This is a genomic window from Sphingomonas suaedae (assembly GCF_007833215.1).
In the GTDB taxonomy this organism is placed as follows: Bacteria; Pseudomonadota; Alphaproteobacteria; order Sphingomonadales; family Sphingomonadaceae; genus Sphingomonas; species Sphingomonas suaedae.
Genome location: NZ_CP042239.1, coordinates 843,414 through 857,757, shown reverse-complemented (window position 1 = coordinate 857,757; position 14,344 = coordinate 843,414). Strand labels below are relative to the sequence as shown.

Sequence of the window (14,344 nt, the reverse complement as noted above, 5' to 3'; positions counted from 1 at the left end):
AGCGGGGGCACATCTCCCGCGCCGTCCACTTGGTGAAACGGTCAGGAGTTGGGCCCCCGCTTTCGCGGGGATGACGAAGTTAGAGAGGATACAAAGTTGGAAGTCGTAGCGGTCGATATCGGCGGGACCCATGCCCGCTTCGCCATTGCCGAGGTCGAGAATGGCCGCGTCGTCTCGCTCGGCGATCCGGTCACGCAAAAGACCGCCGATCACGCCAGCTTCCAGCTCGCCTGGCAGGCATCGGCGCGCGAATTCGGTCGCGATATGCCGCGCGCCGCCGCGATCGCCATCGCCTCGCCGATCAATGACGAGCTGATCAAGCTCACCAACAATCCGTGGATCATCCGCCCGCCGCTGATCCACGAACGGCTCGACGTCGACAGCTACAGCCTGATCAACGATTTCGGCGCGATTGGTCATGCCGTCGCCCAGCTCCCCGACAGCGATTTCGTCCATCTGTGCGGCCCGGTGACAGCGTTGCCGGAAAACGGATCGATCACCATCTGCGGCCCCGGCACCGGGCTTGGCGTTGCGCAGGTCTTCCGTCCCCCCAATGGCGGCTATCACGTCATCGCGACCGAAGGCGGGCATATGGACTTCGCCCCGCTCGACGGGATCGAGGACGCGTTCGTGCGCCGCCTCCGCTCGACCTACACCCGCGTCTCGGCGGAGCGGATCGTGTCCGGCCCCGGCATCGTCCCAATCTACGAAACGCTCGCGCAGATCGAGGGCAAGGCGGTGCACAGCCTGTCCGACAAGGAAATCTGGACGCTGGCGCTGGAGGGCAAGGACAGCCTCGCCGTCGCCGCGCTCGACCGCTTCTGCCTCAGCCTCGGCGCGGTCGCGGGCGACCTCGCGCTTGCACACGGCCCGACCGGCGTCGTCATCGCCGGTGGCCTTGGCTTCCGGCTCAAGGATCACCTGCTCGGCTCTGGATTTGCACAGCGTTTCGTCGCAAAGGGGCGCTTCCAGGGATTGATGTCCTCGATCCCCGTCAAGCTGATCACCCACCCCCAGCCCGGCCTTTACGGCGCGGCGGCGGCCTATGCGCAGGAGCATACGCAATGAGCCCAATTGCGAACATCGAAACCATCATGCGGACCAGCGCGGTCATCCCCGTCCTCGTCATCGACGACGCGGCGACCGCCCGCCCGCTGGCCGAAGCGCTGGTCGCGGGTGGTCTCAAGGTGCTCGAAGTGACAATGCGCACCCCGGCCGCGCTCGACGCGATCCGCGAGATGAAGAAGGTCGAGGGCGCGATCGTCGGCGCGGGGACGGTGGTGAACACCGATCAGTTCGCGCAGGTGATGGATGCGGGCGCCGAATTCATCGTCTCGCCGGGCCTGACCGAACGGTTGGGCCGGGTGATCGTCGACAGCGGCGTCCCCTTCCTTCCCGGCGTCGCCAATGCCGGTGACATCATGCGCGGCTACGACCTCGGCCTGCGCCACTTCAAATTCTTCCCGGCGGAGACCAGCGGCGGGCTGAAGGCGCTCAAGGCGCTCGCCGCCCCCTTTTACGAAGCCAAATTCTGCCCCACCGGCGGCATCACCCCCGCCACCGCCCCCGACTGGCTCGGTTTCGATCCAGTCCTGTGCGTCGGCGGCAGCTGGGTAACGCCCAAGGGTGCAAGCATGGCCGAAGTTCAGGCGCTTGCGCAGGAGGCGGCGGCGATGCGTTGACGGCGCTGTATTGCCAATATAATACAGTAGGCCATGTTCGCACCAGTCCTCACGCTCCTGGCGCTCGCCGTCGCCACACCGCAGACCTTCGACCCCGCTCGGGAACAGCCGCCGCTCGACCCGCCGAACCAGGTCCTGGTGCTCGGCACGCCCCACCTCTCCGGCATCCCCGCCGATCACTATCCCGACACGCTCGAGCCGCTGCTTGCCAAACTGGCGGCCTATCGGCCCCAGATCATCACGATCGAGGCGCTGTCCGGCGCGCAATGCGCCTATCTGCGCACCTATCCCGCACGGTGGAAGAGCACCGTAGCGGACTATTGCTGGGACCCTGCTCCCGCCCGCGCCGCGACCGGCCTCGACGTCCCGGAAGCCGTCGTCGAATCGGAACGGCTGCTCGCCGCGCTAGGTCCGAACCCCGCACCCGCTGCGCGCCGCCGCCTCGCCGCCACGTTCCTCGCAGCGGGTGAGCGCGCCTCTGCACTCGTCCAATGGCTCCGCCTGCCCGCAGGCGAACGCATCGCGGCGGACGGGCTCGACGCCGCGCTGGTCGAGGTGCTTGAGAAGGTCCGGGTCCGGCACAATGAGGATTATGCGATCGCCGCCCCGCTCGCGGCCCGGCTCGGGCTCGATCGCCTCCACTATGTCGATGACCACACGTCGGACTTCGTGATCGCCGACGAAGCCGCGTTCGGCACCGCCATCCAGGCGCAGTGGGACAATGAAGCGAGCAGGCAGCGCAAGGCCGCCGACGCGAAGCTGATGGCGGGCATGAAATCGCCCGGTGGGCTGCTCGCCGCCTATCGCGGCTACAACGATCCCCGGACCTTCTCGCTGATCTACCGCAGCGACTTCGGGGCCGCGCTCCGCGACCCGTCGCCCCAGCGCTTCGGACGGCAATATGTCGGCAGCTGGGAAGTCCGCAACCTGCGCATGGTCGCCAAAATCCGCGAAACGCTCGTCACCGCGCCGGGTTCGCGCGTGCTCACCATCGTCGGCGCATCGCACAAGCCCTATTTCGACGCCTATCTGCGCCAGATGCATGACGTCCGGCTGGTCGATGCGGAGACCGTGCTGAAATAACATGCGTTCCAGCGCTGTTAGCGCTACCCTGACACTGACTGGCACCGCGACAACGCGAGCCGCGGCGGAGGGGGTGAAAGATGAGCAACGCGGTTTCGCCGCAGGCGACGCTTGCGAAGATCAGCCGTCGGTTGATGCCGTTGCTCTGCACCATGTACCTCCTCGCCTATATCGACCGCCAGAACGTCTCCTATGCCAAGCTTCAGATGGTCGACGCACTCGGCCTGTCCGAAGCGGCCTATGGCCTTGGCGCCAGCCTGTTCTTCCTCGGCTATTTCCTGTTCGAGGCGCCGGCCAACATGATCCTCGCCCGCGTTGGCGCGCGGGTGTGGTTCACCCGGATCATGCTCACCTGGGGCCTGATCACCATCGCACTCGGCTATACGCAAAGCCCGACGATGTTCTACGTGCTGCGCTTCCTGCTCGGCGTTGCGGAGGCAGGGTTCTTCCCCGGCGTGCTCTATCTCCTCACCCTCTGGTATCCCCAGGCGCATCGCGCGCGGATGGTCGGGCTGTTCATGATCGCCAGCGCGTTCGCCAATGCCGTGGGATCGCTGATCGGCGGCGCATTGCTGGAACTGGACGGTCTGGCGGGGCTCGCCGGATGGCAATGGGTGTTTATCGCCACCGGTCTGCCGCCAGTGCTGCTCGCCCCCGTGGTGCTGTGGAAGCTGCCCAGCACACCCGCCGCAGCGAACTGGCTTAGCGCAGCCGAGAAACAGTGGCTGTCCACAACGCTGACCGCAGAAGCTCCCGCCGGAGACCCCGGCTCAGCCTGGCGCGCGCTTACCGATCCGCGCGTCCTCCTGCTCTCCATCCTCTATTTCGCAATGCCGCTCGGCGCCTATGGCCTCAGCTACTGGCTACCCACGATCGTCAAGGAATTCGGCGCGTCGAACATCCAGAACGGCCTCATCAACGTCATCCCCTGGATCCTCGTCGCGGTCGCACTCTGGGCCGTTCCTCGCCACGCCGCGCGGTGGGGAGCGAGCCGCTGGCATATCGCCGCACCGATGCTGGTCGCAGCCGCCGGGTTTCTCGCCAGCGTTGCGCTCCCGGGAGGGCCGCTCAAATTCGCCTGCCTCTGCATCGCCGCCGCCGCGATCTTCTCCGCCCAGCCGGTCTTCTGGAGCGTGCCGCAGGGCCTGCTGCGCGGCGCCCATGCCGCAGCCGGGCTGGCGGTCATCAACTCGGTCGGCAATCTCGGCGGCTTTGCAGCGCAGAACGCGGTGCCGATGGTCCGCGACTATACAGGCAGCACCCTCGCCCCCATGGCGATGCTCGCGGGCGTGCTCACGGTCGGCGCGCTGGCCTTTCTGATCGTGCTGCCGCGCCTTGGAGTAGGACGCCGGACTGGTTGAACGTCACATCTCACCCCGCGCCCGCCGCAGCGCATACCATTTCTGCACGTTCGCGTTGTGCTGCTCCAGCGTGTCGGCGAAGATATGCCCGCCCGTGCCGTCCGCGACGAAGTAAAGCGCGCTGGTCTGCTCCGGGTTCAGCACCGCGTCGATGCTGGCGCGACCCGGATTTGCGATCGGCCCGACCGGGAGTCCGGCGCTGGCATAGGTATTATACCCGTTCTTGTCCTGCAGCTCGGAGCGCAGGATACGCCGCCCAAGCGGCTTGCCCTTGGTCACAGGGTAGATGACCGTAGGGTCCGCCTGCAGCGGCATCCCGCGCTTCAACCGGTTGGAATAGACCCCGGCGACCATCCGCCGCTCCTCGGCCTTCCCCGTCTCCTTCTCGACGATCGAGGCGAGGATCAGCGCTTCCTGCGGGGTGCTGACCGCGATGTCGGGCTTGCGCTTCTCCCATGCTTCCGCGAGGTATTTGTCCATCGCCGCCTGCATTCGATCCAGCACCGCCTGCCGCGTATCTCCGCGATGATAGGCGTAGCTGTCGGGCAGCACCGTGCCCTCGACCGGTATTGCGATTTCGCCTTCCAACTGCTCGGCCGCCATCAGCCGCTCATGGACCAGAATCGCGGGCATCCCCTCCGGGATCATCACGAAGCGCTGGAGCGTTCGCCCCCCCTGCAGCATCTTGAGGATGTCGGACTGGCTGATCTTCGCCGGCACGCGATATTCGCCCGCCTGGATCGGTGTGTCGTCGCCGAACACGCGCGCCATCCACAGGAACAGGTCGGCGTCGCGGATAGCGCCCTGCTTCTCCAGCTCGCGCGCGGCGGTGGTCAGGGTCGCCCCCTGCGCGACCATCAGCGTGACGTTGCGCTGCCCCGGCCCCGGCCCACCCCACAGGTTGGCAGCCCAAAAGGCGGCGCCGATGAGCGCAAGGACGACCAGAAAGCCGAAACAACCGACCTTGCGCATCACCGTCTCCCCGGGCGGTCGATCAGACCGCCTTCATCACCAGCGATGCGTTGGTGCCGCCGAACCCGAACGAGTTGTTCAGCACCGCCTTCACCTCGCGCTCCTTGGCCTTGTGCGGCACGAGATCGACGCCCGCGCAATTCTCGCTGGGATCGTCGAGGTTCAGCGTCGGCGGCACGATCTGGTCGCGCATCGCGAGGATGCAGAAGATGCTCTCCACCGCGCCCGCGCCGCCCAGCAGGTGGCCGATCGCCGACTTGGTCGAGCTCATCGAAAGGTCACCGATCGCATCGCCGAACAGCCGACGGACCGCGCCCAGCTCCAGCTCGTCGCCCAGCGGCGTCGAGGTGCCGTGCGCGTTGATATAATCGATATCGGCCAGCGACAGACCCGACTTCTTCATTGCCATCTGCATCGACCGAAACGCACCCGATCCTTCGGGATGCGGCGCGGTGACGTGATAGGCGTCGCCCGACAGGCCATAGCCCACCACCTCGGCGTAAATCTTGGCGCCCCTCGCGCGTGCCCGCTCATATTCCTCGAGCACGACGATGCCCGCGCCCTCGCCCATGACGAAGCCGTCGCGGCCCTGATCCCATGGACGGCTCGCCCGCCATGGCTCGTCGCGGAAGCCGGTGGAAAGCGCGCGTGCCTGACCGAAACCGGCGATGCCGATCGGGCAGATCGTGCTCTCCGCGCCGCCCGCCAGCATCACATCGGCATCGTCCATCGCGATCATTCGCGCAGCGTCGCCAATCGAATGCGCGCCGGTCGAACACGCCGTGACGACCGCATGGTTCGGTCCCATCAGGCCGTATTTGATCGAAACCTGACCCGAAATCAGGTTGATGAGGCGACCATGCACGAAATGGGGCGAAACGCGCTTCGGACCCTTTTCGTGGAGCACCAGCGATTCGCTCTCGATGCCCGGCAGGCCACCGATTCCCGATCCGATCGAACACCCCGCGCGGAACCGCTCCTCTTCGCTCATATCGAGCAGGCCGGCATCTTCCATCGCCTGTCCCGCGGCATCGATGCCATAGACGATGAACGGATCGACCTGGCGCTGGATCTTGTGATCCACCCGCTTGCCCGGATCGAAGCCATATTCATGGTCTGCGGGTTTCACCTCACAGGCATAGTTGCTGTGATAGTCGGTCGCGTCGAACCGGGTGATCGTCCCGGCGCCCGACTTGGCGGCCAGGATATTCTTCCACGCGGTTTCGACATCCGCACCCAGCGGGGTCACGAGGCCAAGGCCCGTCACGACAACGCGGCGCATATCTTCTCTCCGTAATCGAGCATCGTGCTGAACAATGGATACCGGTTTTCAGCTGCCAACGATGCAACAACAAACATGCTTCAAAAACGAAACGGCTCCCCACCCCTTTCCGGGACCGGGAGCCGTTCGTCAAATCCTGCCCAGCCGGGCGGCCATGCGATAGCGTCGCTTAGCCCTGATTTTCGTCGATATAGGTGATCGCATCCTTGACGGTCGCGATCTTCTCGGCCGCGTCGTCGGGGATCTCGACACCGAATTCTTCTTCGAACGCCATCACCAGCTCGACAATGTCGAGGCTGTCCGCGCCCAGGTCGTCGATGAAGCTCGCATCTTCCGTCACCTTCTCGGCTTCGACGCCAAGATGCTCGACGACGATCTTCTTCACGCGATCGGCGGTCTCGCTCATGCCCTGTTCCTTCTTGATTGGGTCGTTAAAACTTCAAATCCTGAACGCACCTAGAACGCCGTTCCGCGCCGCGCAAGAGGGGGCAGGCCCGGTCCGGAGCGTTCAGCTTGCGCTATAGGCCGCCTCGGCCGCCGCCATGTTCGACACACCGACCAGCCCCTGCATCAAAAGCTCCGCGACCGGCTTGCGATCCGCTTCGGGAACCGCGTCGATCCCCGCGCCCGCCGCCACGGCTGCGTTCCAGGCGACGCCCAGGTCGGCCCCCGTGATCGAACCCTGAGCCACCGCAGCCTTGGCCGAATCATCAAGAGCGGCCAGCGCCGCTTCGAAATGCGCCGTTTCAACGCCATGGTCCTTCAGCCGGTAGCGCGCGTTCGATTCGAGCACCCGCCCGCTGAAATAGCGGATGGCGATCTGCTTGCGCTTCTCGCCCCAGCCCTCGCTGCGCTCGCACGCGCTGATCCGCATCCCGACGGTGCGCATCACATTTTTTTCTTCGTTGGTCTTTGCGTCGAACCCGCGCCGCGCCAGATCCGCAAGCTGGTCGCGATCGATGCTGCGGCCCAGCGTGCGGTAGATGCAGCCGATCGGCGTCTTGTCGCGCAGCCGCACGTCCTCGATCCGTCCCTGCTGCGCCACCGGCGAAGCCATCGCCGCCAAAACGAGAAATACCGACATCGCGCTTACCCCGATAAAGTGAGTCGCCGCCCCATAGCGGAGGCTTCAGAGCATCGCCATGCCGCCATTGACGTGCAGCGTCTGTCCGGTGACGTACCCGGCCTCCTTGCTGGCAAGATAGACCACTGCCGCACCGATATCCTCGCCGCTGCCCAGGTCGCCCGCCGGAATTTTCGTCAGCAGGGCCGCCTTCTGCGCCTCGGGCAGCACATCGGTCATCGCCGACCGGATAAAACCGGGCGCAACGCAGTTCACCGTGATGTTCCGGCTCGCCAGTTCCTGCGCCATCGCCTTGGACATGCCGACCAGCCCCGCCTTTGATGCGGCATAGTTGGCCTGCCCCGGATTGCCGGTCGCGCCGACGACCGAGGTGATCGAGATCATCCGCCCAAACCGCGCCTTCATCATCGGCTTGGCCGCCGCGCGCATCAGCCGGAACGCGGCCTCCAGATTGACACGGATGACCGTGTCCCACTCCTCATCCTTCATCCGCATCGCCAGATTGTCGCGCGTCACGCCGGCATTGTTGACGAGGATGTCGAGCTTGCCGAGCGCCTCGACCGCCGACGGAACCAGCGCGTCGACTGCGGCTGCGTCGCTCAGGTTGCACGCCAGCGCAACATGATCCCCGCCCAGCTCGGCACGAAACGCCTCCAGCTTCTGCACATTGGACCCCGAAACCGCCAACCGCGCGCCTTGAGCGACAAGAGCCTTGGCAATCGCGGACCCGATACCACCGGAAGCGCCAGTCACCAGCGCAGTCATGCCTGTCAGGTCGAACATGTTCAGTCCTTCTTTCTATTTACCGTCACGCTGAACTTGCTTCAGCATCCACCGTGCCACCAATTGCTTCGCCGCCTGCGGAAGAGTGGCCCCTGAAACAAGTTCAGGGTGACGGTCAGTTGAGTTGCTTAAAGCACCTTCTCCAGGGCCTCGATATCATCCATCGTCACTACACTCGTCACGGTCGCGTCCGGCGCAATCCGCTTGACCATCGCGCCCAGCACCTTGCCGCCCAGTTCGACATAATCGTGCACCCCGGCGTCGAAAATTGCCGCCACCGACTCGCGCCACCGGACCATTCCCGTCACCTGCTCCACCAGCAGCGCCCGGATTGTATCGGGATCGCTTACCGGCGCAGCGGTGACATTGGCGTAGACCGGGACCAGCGGCGCGCGGATCGCGACATCGGCCAGCGCCTTGGCCATCGCGTCGGCAGCGGGCTGCATCATCGGGCAGTGGAACGGCGCCGACACCGGCAACAGCACCGCGCGCTTCGCCCCATGATCCTTGGCGATCGCAACCGCCCGGTCGATCGCGCCCTTGGCGCCCGAAATCACGACCTGCGACGGATCATTGTCGTTCGCGACCGTGCAAACCTCGCCCTCGGCCGCCGCATCGGCAATCGCCTGCGCCTTGACCAGATCGGCGCCGAGCAGCGCCGCCATCGCGCCCTCACCCACCGGCACCGCCGCCTGCATCGCCTGCCCGCGCAGCTTGAGCAGCTTGGCAGTGGTCTGCAGGTCCAGCGCCCCCGCCGCGCACAATGCGGTATATTCGCCCAGACTGTGCCCGGCGACAAAATCGGCTTTGTCGGCCAGCCGGACGCCGCCTTCCTTTTCCAGCACGCGCAGCACAGCGATGGCATGGGCCATGATCGCGGGCTGGGCATTCTCGGTCAGCGTCAACTCGCTTTCCGGCCCCTCGGTCATCAGCTTGAACAGCTTCTGGCCCAGCGCGTCATCGACCTCCTGAAACACCTCACGCGCCACCGCGCTCGCCTGCGCCAACGCTTGCCCCATGCCAACCGACTGGCTTCCCTGTCCGGGAAAGATGAATGCACGCATGTCCGTCCTCCGAAATGTGGCGCCGCCCCTATGGCCGGGGGACAGCGCGTGCAAGCTCAACGCTCGGTTTCAGCCTTCCAGGGGTGGAATTCCGCTTGCCTGATCCAGCGCGTCGCAAGCCATTTCTCGCCCGACGTCACCGGCAAACCGGCATGTTCGGTGCGCGCGTCCGCCCGCCCCGCATCGGTGGTGTTGCGGAAGACGAGCGCGTCGCCCGCCTGAGCCCGCACTGTGATCCCGAGTTCGGGAAATTCGGTCTCACCCCCGCCATAGCCGTCGTTGAGATAGATCAGCACCGTGTGCGAGCGCTGATTTTCCACGCCCGGCAGCGCATCCAGATGCGGACGATATTCCTGCCCCGGCGTGTAGCGCAGGACGTGCAGGGGTTCGCCCCGCCCGACATCGGTATTGGAAGCCGTCGCCGCACGGCAATTCACCGTGTGAAGCACCAGATCCTCGTCAGTCGGCGGAAATGCCGCGCCGGCCGACGTCCGGATCGGATGCGGGACCCGCTGCCCGTTGGCCGGATCGATGACGAAGGATGGCTGCAACATCGGCATCGCCCGCGCCATGACGAACGCGCAGGCATCGCGCGAAATCAGCCCCGGGATACGCGCAATATAGGGATCGTCGCTCAATATCTCGGGCTGGGGCGCCTCGCGCGGGATCGAATCGGCGATGGCGAGATGCTGGGCAGCGAGTGGCGAGCGTGGCGCCGCTGCCTCCACGATCGCGCGCGCGGCATCGGCATCGCGCGACGTTCCCGTCCTGGTCAGCAGCATCGACGCCCGGGTCAGCATCGCGGGCAGATGTCCGGTCGCCGCCGCGGCCTCGGTCAGGCGATAGGCTTCCGCCAGATCCTGGCTACCGAAATGGCCCCAGCACCGCCATTGTGCCAGCATCATCATCGCATCGGCATCGCCCTCGGCGGCACGCTGGTGCACGAACGCGACCGCAGCGTCATGTCCCTGACGCGCGACCGCCTGCACTTCCTGTTCAAAGGTCATGGCGTCCCTTCGCCCGTAAAGCTGAACAAAGGCAAGCGGGTCGCGACAAATGGCGACCATTTTGCCCGCCCGCCGCGAAATTTCGGCGACATGCGGCCCCCAGATTGATCTCGTCGCCCGATGACGGGCTCGAACGAAGGAGACTGAAGATGAAGAAGTTTGTTCTCGCCGCCGTCGCCGCATCGGTCGCGGTCAGCCCGATCCTGGCCGCTGCACCCGCCGCCGCCGCGCCTGCCAAGCAGACCCGCACGGTCGTGAAGCAGAAGCCGAATGGCAAGGTCGTCGTCAAAAAGACCACGGTGAAGAAGGCGACTCCGCAGCGCTATCGCACCAGCTGGAAGCGTGGCGACCGGTTCGACTATCGTCAGGCGCGCAACTATCGCCAGATCGACTATCGCCACTATCGCGGTCTGAAGGCGCCGCCGCGCGGCTACCGCTATGTCCAGTCGGGCAATGATGTGGTGATGGTCGGCATCACCAGCGGCATCGTCGCTGCGGTGCTCGCGAACCTGATCCGCTAAGGCTCTCTCGGGGCGGCGGGGTGTCCATCACTCCGCCGCTTGCCTTTTGCACGCAGCGGGCGTAAGGGCGCCTCGTTGAGCGGCAGCCTCGGCTCGCCGCTTTTCGTATTTGGGACGACAGCCGGAGGGGCGTCCGCATGGTGCGGCGTCAGCGATCGGCCAACAGTGAGAACAGACGCATGGCTCTGTACGAGCATGTGTTCCTTGCGCGCCAGGATCTGGCACAGGCGCAAGTGGACGCACTGGCGGAAACCGCCACCAAGATCGTCGAAGACAATCAGGGCAAGGTCGTCAAGACCGAGACCTGGGGTCTTCGCAGCCTCGCCTACAAGATCGCGAAGAACCGCAAGGCGCACTACGTGATGCTCGAAATCGACGCCCCTGCGGGTGTCGTCGCCGAGCTCGAGCGCCAGACGCAGATCAACGAAGACGTGATCCGCTACATGACCGTCCGCGTCGACGCGCATGAACAGGGTCCGACCGTGATGATGCGCAAGGGTGACCGCGAACGCCGCGGCCGTCGCGACCGCGACGGTGACGAAGGCCGGGGAGAATAAGACATGGCACGACCCTTTTTCCGCCGCCGCAAGAGCTGCCCCTTCTCCGCGAAGGATGCCCCCCGGATCGACTATAAGGACGTCCGGCTGCTACAGGGCTTCGTCTCCGAGCGTGGCAAGATCGTCCCCTCGCGCATCACCTCGGTGAGCGCGAAGAAGCAGCGCGAGCTGGCGATTGCCATCAAGCGCGCCCGTCACCTGGGCCTGCTGCCCTTTATCGTGAAGTAAGGAGCGGAACCCATGGAAGTCATTCTGCTCGAACGGGTCGAAAAGCTCGGTCATATCGGCGATGTGGTGAATGTGAAGGACGGGTTCGCCCGCAACTTCCTTCTCCCGAACAAGAAGGCGCTGCGCGCCAACGACGCCAACCGCAAGGTCTTTGAGGCTAACCGCGAACGCATCGTCGCCGAAAATGCGGCGAAGCGCGAAGAGGCCGAGAAGGAATCGAAGGGCCTCGAAGGCGTTTCGGTCACCCTGATCCGCCAGGCGTCGAACACCGGCCAGCTGTACGGCTCGGTCGCGGTGCGCGACATCATCGAATCGCTCAACGCCGATGGCCACAAGGTCACCAAGGCGCAGGTGGTCCTCGACAAGCCGATCAAGGCGATCGGCCTGTACGACGTGAAGGTCGCGCTGCACGCCGAGGTTGCGGTGACCGTCAAGGTCAACGTCGCCCGCTCGCCCGAAGAGGCCGAGATGCAGGCACAGGGCGTCAACGTGATGGAGGCAATGTTCGAAAAGGACGAAGCCGGCTTCACCGAAGAGCGCGATCCGAACCTCGAACCCGGCGAAATCGCCGCCGAGGCGAACGAGGAGCAGGCCGAGGGCTAATCCCCTCGCCGCTTTCGGCTCAGACAAAGAGAAGGCCGCCCGGTACCACGACCGGGCGGCCTCTTTTTTTCGCTTGGGAGCGAAACTCTCCGGGCTACGGAGCGACCACCATCGCACCCAGCACCGCAACCAGCGGAATGGCAGCCAGCGCCACCGACATCAACTTACCCATGACATTCACCTGAAGCGTCGTTCAGGGTTAACAATGCGTAGTGACGGGGAAGGTTGCATCGGTCGTAGCCTGACGCCTGCGCTTATTTTCGCCCGAACAGCTTCTCGATATCGCCATGCGCCAGCTTCACCCAGGTCGGGCGACCGTGGTTGCACTGGCCAGAATGCGGGGTGACCTCCATCTCGCGGAGCAGTGCGTTCATCTCGGCGACCGAGAGGACGCGACCGGCCCGCACCGATCCGTGGCACGCCATCGTCGCGGCGACATGGTCGAGCTTTTCCTTGAGGCTCAGCGCGGACTCGAACGCGGCCAGCTCGTCGGCAATATCGGTGACCAGTCCGATCACATCGCCCTTGCCCAGCATCGCCGGGGTAGCGCGGACCAGCATCGCGCGCGGGCCGAAGCGTTCCAGCTCCAGCCCGAACTCCGCCAGCTCGCCCGCCCGCGCCTCCAGCCGGTCGCACGCCGGTTCGTCGAGCTCGACGACTTCGGGTAGCAACAGCGCCTGGCTCGTCACCCCGCCATTGCTCATCGCCCGGCGCATCCGCTCCAGCACCAGCCGTTCGTGCGCGGCATGTTGATCGACCAGCACCAGCCCGTCCTCGGCTTCCGCGACGATATAGGTTTTCGCCACCTGCCCCCGCGCGACGCCCAGAGGATAGGTGATCGATGCGGGCACCGGTTCGGCGGCGGGTTCTGCGCGGGCTTGCGGGGGCGGCGAGAAGAAGGTCGGGCGATCGCGGACATATCTTAGCCCCTCCCCTTCAGGGGAGGGGTTGGGGTGGGGCGTATAAGTCTCATCGAGACCGAATCCCGTTTGGATAGGCCCCACCCCCAACCCCTCCCCTGAAGGGGAGGGGCTTGAAGAAGAACTCGTCCACAACCCCATCACCGCCGCATCGGGCCGCTGCACGCTGCGATGCCCCGCCCCGTCCAGCGCACGCCTGAGGCCGCTGACGATTAGCCCACGCGCCAGCTGCGGATCGCGGAACCGCACTTCGGTCTTGGCCGGATGGACGTTCACATCCACCTGATCCGGCGGCACGTCGAGGAACAGCGCCACCACCGGATGCCGGTCGCGCGCCAGCATCTCGGCATAGGCGCCGCGCACCGCGCCGGTCAGCAGCCGGTCCTTCACCGGCCTCCCGTTGACGAAGAGATATTGGTGATCCGCAACGCCGCGGTTGAAGGTCGGCAGCCCGGCGACCCCGCCGAGCGCGATCCCCTCACGCTCGAAATCGATGCCGACGCTGTTGGCGGCAAGGTCGCGGTCGGTCAGCGCCGCAACGCGAGCGACTCGGTCCATCCCCTCCTGCACTGCCAGAACCCGCCGCCCGTCATGCTCGACCGAAAAGCCGATCTCCGGTCGCGCCATCGCCAGTCGCTTCACGATATCGAGACAGGCGGCATATTCCGACCGGGTCGAGCGCAGGAACTTGCGCCGCGCGGGCACCTTCTCGAACAATCCCTCGACCCGCACCCGCGTGCCCGGGGGCAGCGCCGCCGGCCCCTCCCCCACCAACGCGCCATTGTCCACGGTCCGCGACCAGCCATCGGCTCCGCGCGGGCGACTCTCGACCGTGAAGCGCGATACGCTTGCGATCGAAGGCAGCGCCTCGCCGCGAAAGCCCAGAGTCGTGACGGCATCGATCGCGTCGTCGGGCAATTTGGAGGTCGCGTGGCGTTCCAGCGCCAACGCCATTTCGGCGGGCGCCATGCCACAGCCGTCGTCGCTGACCTCGATCAGATCGATCCCGCCGCCGCCCAGCCGGACCGAGATCCGCGTCGCGCCCGAATCGACCGCGTTTTCCACCAGTTCCTTGAGCGCGCTGGCGGGGCGTTCCACCACTTCGCCCGCTGCAATCCGGTTGACAAGATGTTCGGGCAAGCGTCGTATTGACATGCAGGTTGGTGTAGCCCAAGCGACGCCATCCCGCGACCCGTA

16 protein-coding genes are annotated in these 14,344 nt (G+C 65.6%); 8 read left to right on the top strand and 8 right to left on the bottom strand.

The annotated features are described in order from the left end of the window. Positions 1–96: 96 nt before the first annotated feature. From glk to FPZ54_RS04040, 4 genes are all read left to right on the top strand, one after another. A complete protein-coding gene (glk, locus tag FPZ54_RS04055; RefSeq protein WP_145845199.1) occupies positions 97–1,068 on the top strand; it encodes a glucokinase in 972 nt (323 codons plus the stop codon). Then, on the top strand, positions 1,065–1,682 hold the full coding sequence (gene eda / locus FPZ54_RS04050; protein ID WP_145845198.1) for a bifunctional 4-hydroxy-2-oxoglutarate aldolase/2-dehydro-3-deoxy-phosphogluconate aldolase: 618 nt from the start codon (positions 1,065–1,067) through the stop codon (positions 1,680–1,682). Before glk ends, eda begins: the two co-directional genes overlap by 4 nt. Positions 1,683–1,715: 33 nt before the next feature. Then, positions 1,716–2,765, top strand: coding sequence for a DUF5694 domain-containing protein (locus tag FPZ54_RS04045; protein ID WP_145845196.1), 1,050 nt, complete (start codon positions 1,716–1,718; stop codon positions 2,763–2,765). A gap of 80 nt (positions 2,766–2,845) precedes the next feature. Next, the gene (locus tag FPZ54_RS04040; protein ID WP_145845195.1) at positions 2,846–4,126 is read left to right on the top strand and encodes an MFS transporter; all 1,281 of its coding nucleotides are present in this window, start codon (positions 2,846–2,848) and stop codon (positions 4,124–4,126) included. Between the two features lie 3 nt (positions 4,127–4,129). Here the strand turns inward: FPZ54_RS04040 and mltG are convergent, their stop codons facing one another. The 7 genes from mltG to FPZ54_RS04005 all read right to left on the bottom strand — a co-directional run bounded on the left by mltG (position 4,130) and on the right by FPZ54_RS04005 (position 10,318). Beyond that, positions 4,130–5,098, bottom strand: coding sequence for an endolytic transglycosylase MltG (gene mltG / locus FPZ54_RS04035; RefSeq protein WP_145845193.1), 969 nt, complete (start codon positions 5,096–5,098; stop codon positions 4,130–4,132). A gap of 22 nt (positions 5,099–5,120) precedes the next feature. Then, positions 5,121–6,380 (bottom strand): beta-ketoacyl-ACP synthase II, encoded by a 1,260-nt coding sequence (fabF, locus tag FPZ54_RS04030; RefSeq protein WP_145845192.1) that lies wholly within the window; start codon positions 6,378–6,380, stop codon positions 5,121–5,123. 169 nt (positions 6,381–6,549) lie between these two features. Further along, on the bottom strand, positions 6,550–6,786 hold the full coding sequence (locus FPZ54_RS04025) for an acyl carrier protein (RefSeq protein WP_145845190.1): 237 nt from the start codon (positions 6,784–6,786) through the stop codon (positions 6,550–6,552). A 102-nt stretch (positions 6,787–6,888) separates the two neighbouring features. Further along, complete coding sequence (locus FPZ54_RS04020; protein ID WP_145845189.1) at positions 6,889–7,464, bottom strand: hypothetical protein; 576 nt, start codon at positions 7,462–7,464, stop codon at positions 6,889–6,891. A 45-nt stretch (positions 7,465–7,509) separates the two neighbouring features. Then, on the bottom strand, positions 7,510–8,247 hold the full coding sequence (fabG, locus tag FPZ54_RS04015; RefSeq protein WP_145845187.1) for a 3-oxoacyl-[acyl-carrier-protein] reductase: 738 nt from the start codon (positions 8,245–8,247) through the stop codon (positions 7,510–7,512). Between the two features lie 128 nt (positions 8,248–8,375). Further along, positions 8,376–9,311 (bottom strand): ACP S-malonyltransferase, encoded by a 936-nt coding sequence (gene fabD, locus FPZ54_RS04010; protein ID WP_145845186.1) that lies wholly within the window; start codon positions 9,309–9,311, stop codon positions 8,376–8,378. Positions 9,312–9,367: 56 nt separating this feature from the next. Next, on the bottom strand, positions 9,368–10,318 hold the full coding sequence (locus tag FPZ54_RS04005; protein ID WP_186456910.1) for a prolyl hydroxylase family protein: 951 nt from the start codon (positions 10,316–10,318) through the stop codon (positions 9,368–9,370). A gap of 149 nt (positions 10,319–10,467) precedes the next feature. Here FPZ54_RS04005 and FPZ54_RS04000 point away from each other — a divergent pair, with 149 nt between their 5' ends. From FPZ54_RS04000 to rplI, 4 genes are all read left to right on the top strand, one after another. Next, on the top strand, positions 10,468–10,839 hold the full coding sequence (locus FPZ54_RS04000; protein ID WP_145845183.1) for an RcnB family protein: 372 nt from the start codon (positions 10,468–10,470) through the stop codon (positions 10,837–10,839). Positions 10,840–11,018: 179 nt separating this feature from the next. Continuing rightward, positions 11,019–11,396, top strand: coding sequence for a 30S ribosomal protein S6 (gene rpsF, locus FPZ54_RS03995; protein ID WP_145849560.1), 378 nt, complete (start codon positions 11,019–11,021; stop codon positions 11,394–11,396). Positions 11,397–11,399: 3 nt separating this feature from the next. Further along, positions 11,400–11,624: a 30S ribosomal protein S18 gene (gene rpsR, locus FPZ54_RS03990; RefSeq protein ID WP_066575653.1), complete on the top strand. Its 225-nt coding sequence runs from the start codon at positions 11,400–11,402 to the stop codon at positions 11,622–11,624. A gap of 12 nt (positions 11,625–11,636) precedes the next feature. Next, positions 11,637–12,227 (top strand): 50S ribosomal protein L9, encoded by a 591-nt coding sequence (gene rplI / locus FPZ54_RS03985; RefSeq protein ID WP_145845181.1) that lies wholly within the window; start codon positions 11,637–11,639, stop codon positions 12,225–12,227. A gap of 254 nt (positions 12,228–12,481) precedes the next feature. Here rplI and mutL read toward each other — a convergent pair whose 3' ends face one another. Beyond that, positions 12,482–14,302 carry a DNA mismatch repair endonuclease MutL gene (gene mutL, locus FPZ54_RS03980; RefSeq protein ID WP_145845179.1) on the bottom strand — a complete coding sequence of 607 codons (1,821 nt, stop codon included), beginning with the start codon at positions 14,300–14,302 and terminating at the stop codon, positions 12,482–12,484. Positions 14,303–14,344 lie beyond the last annotated feature (42 nt).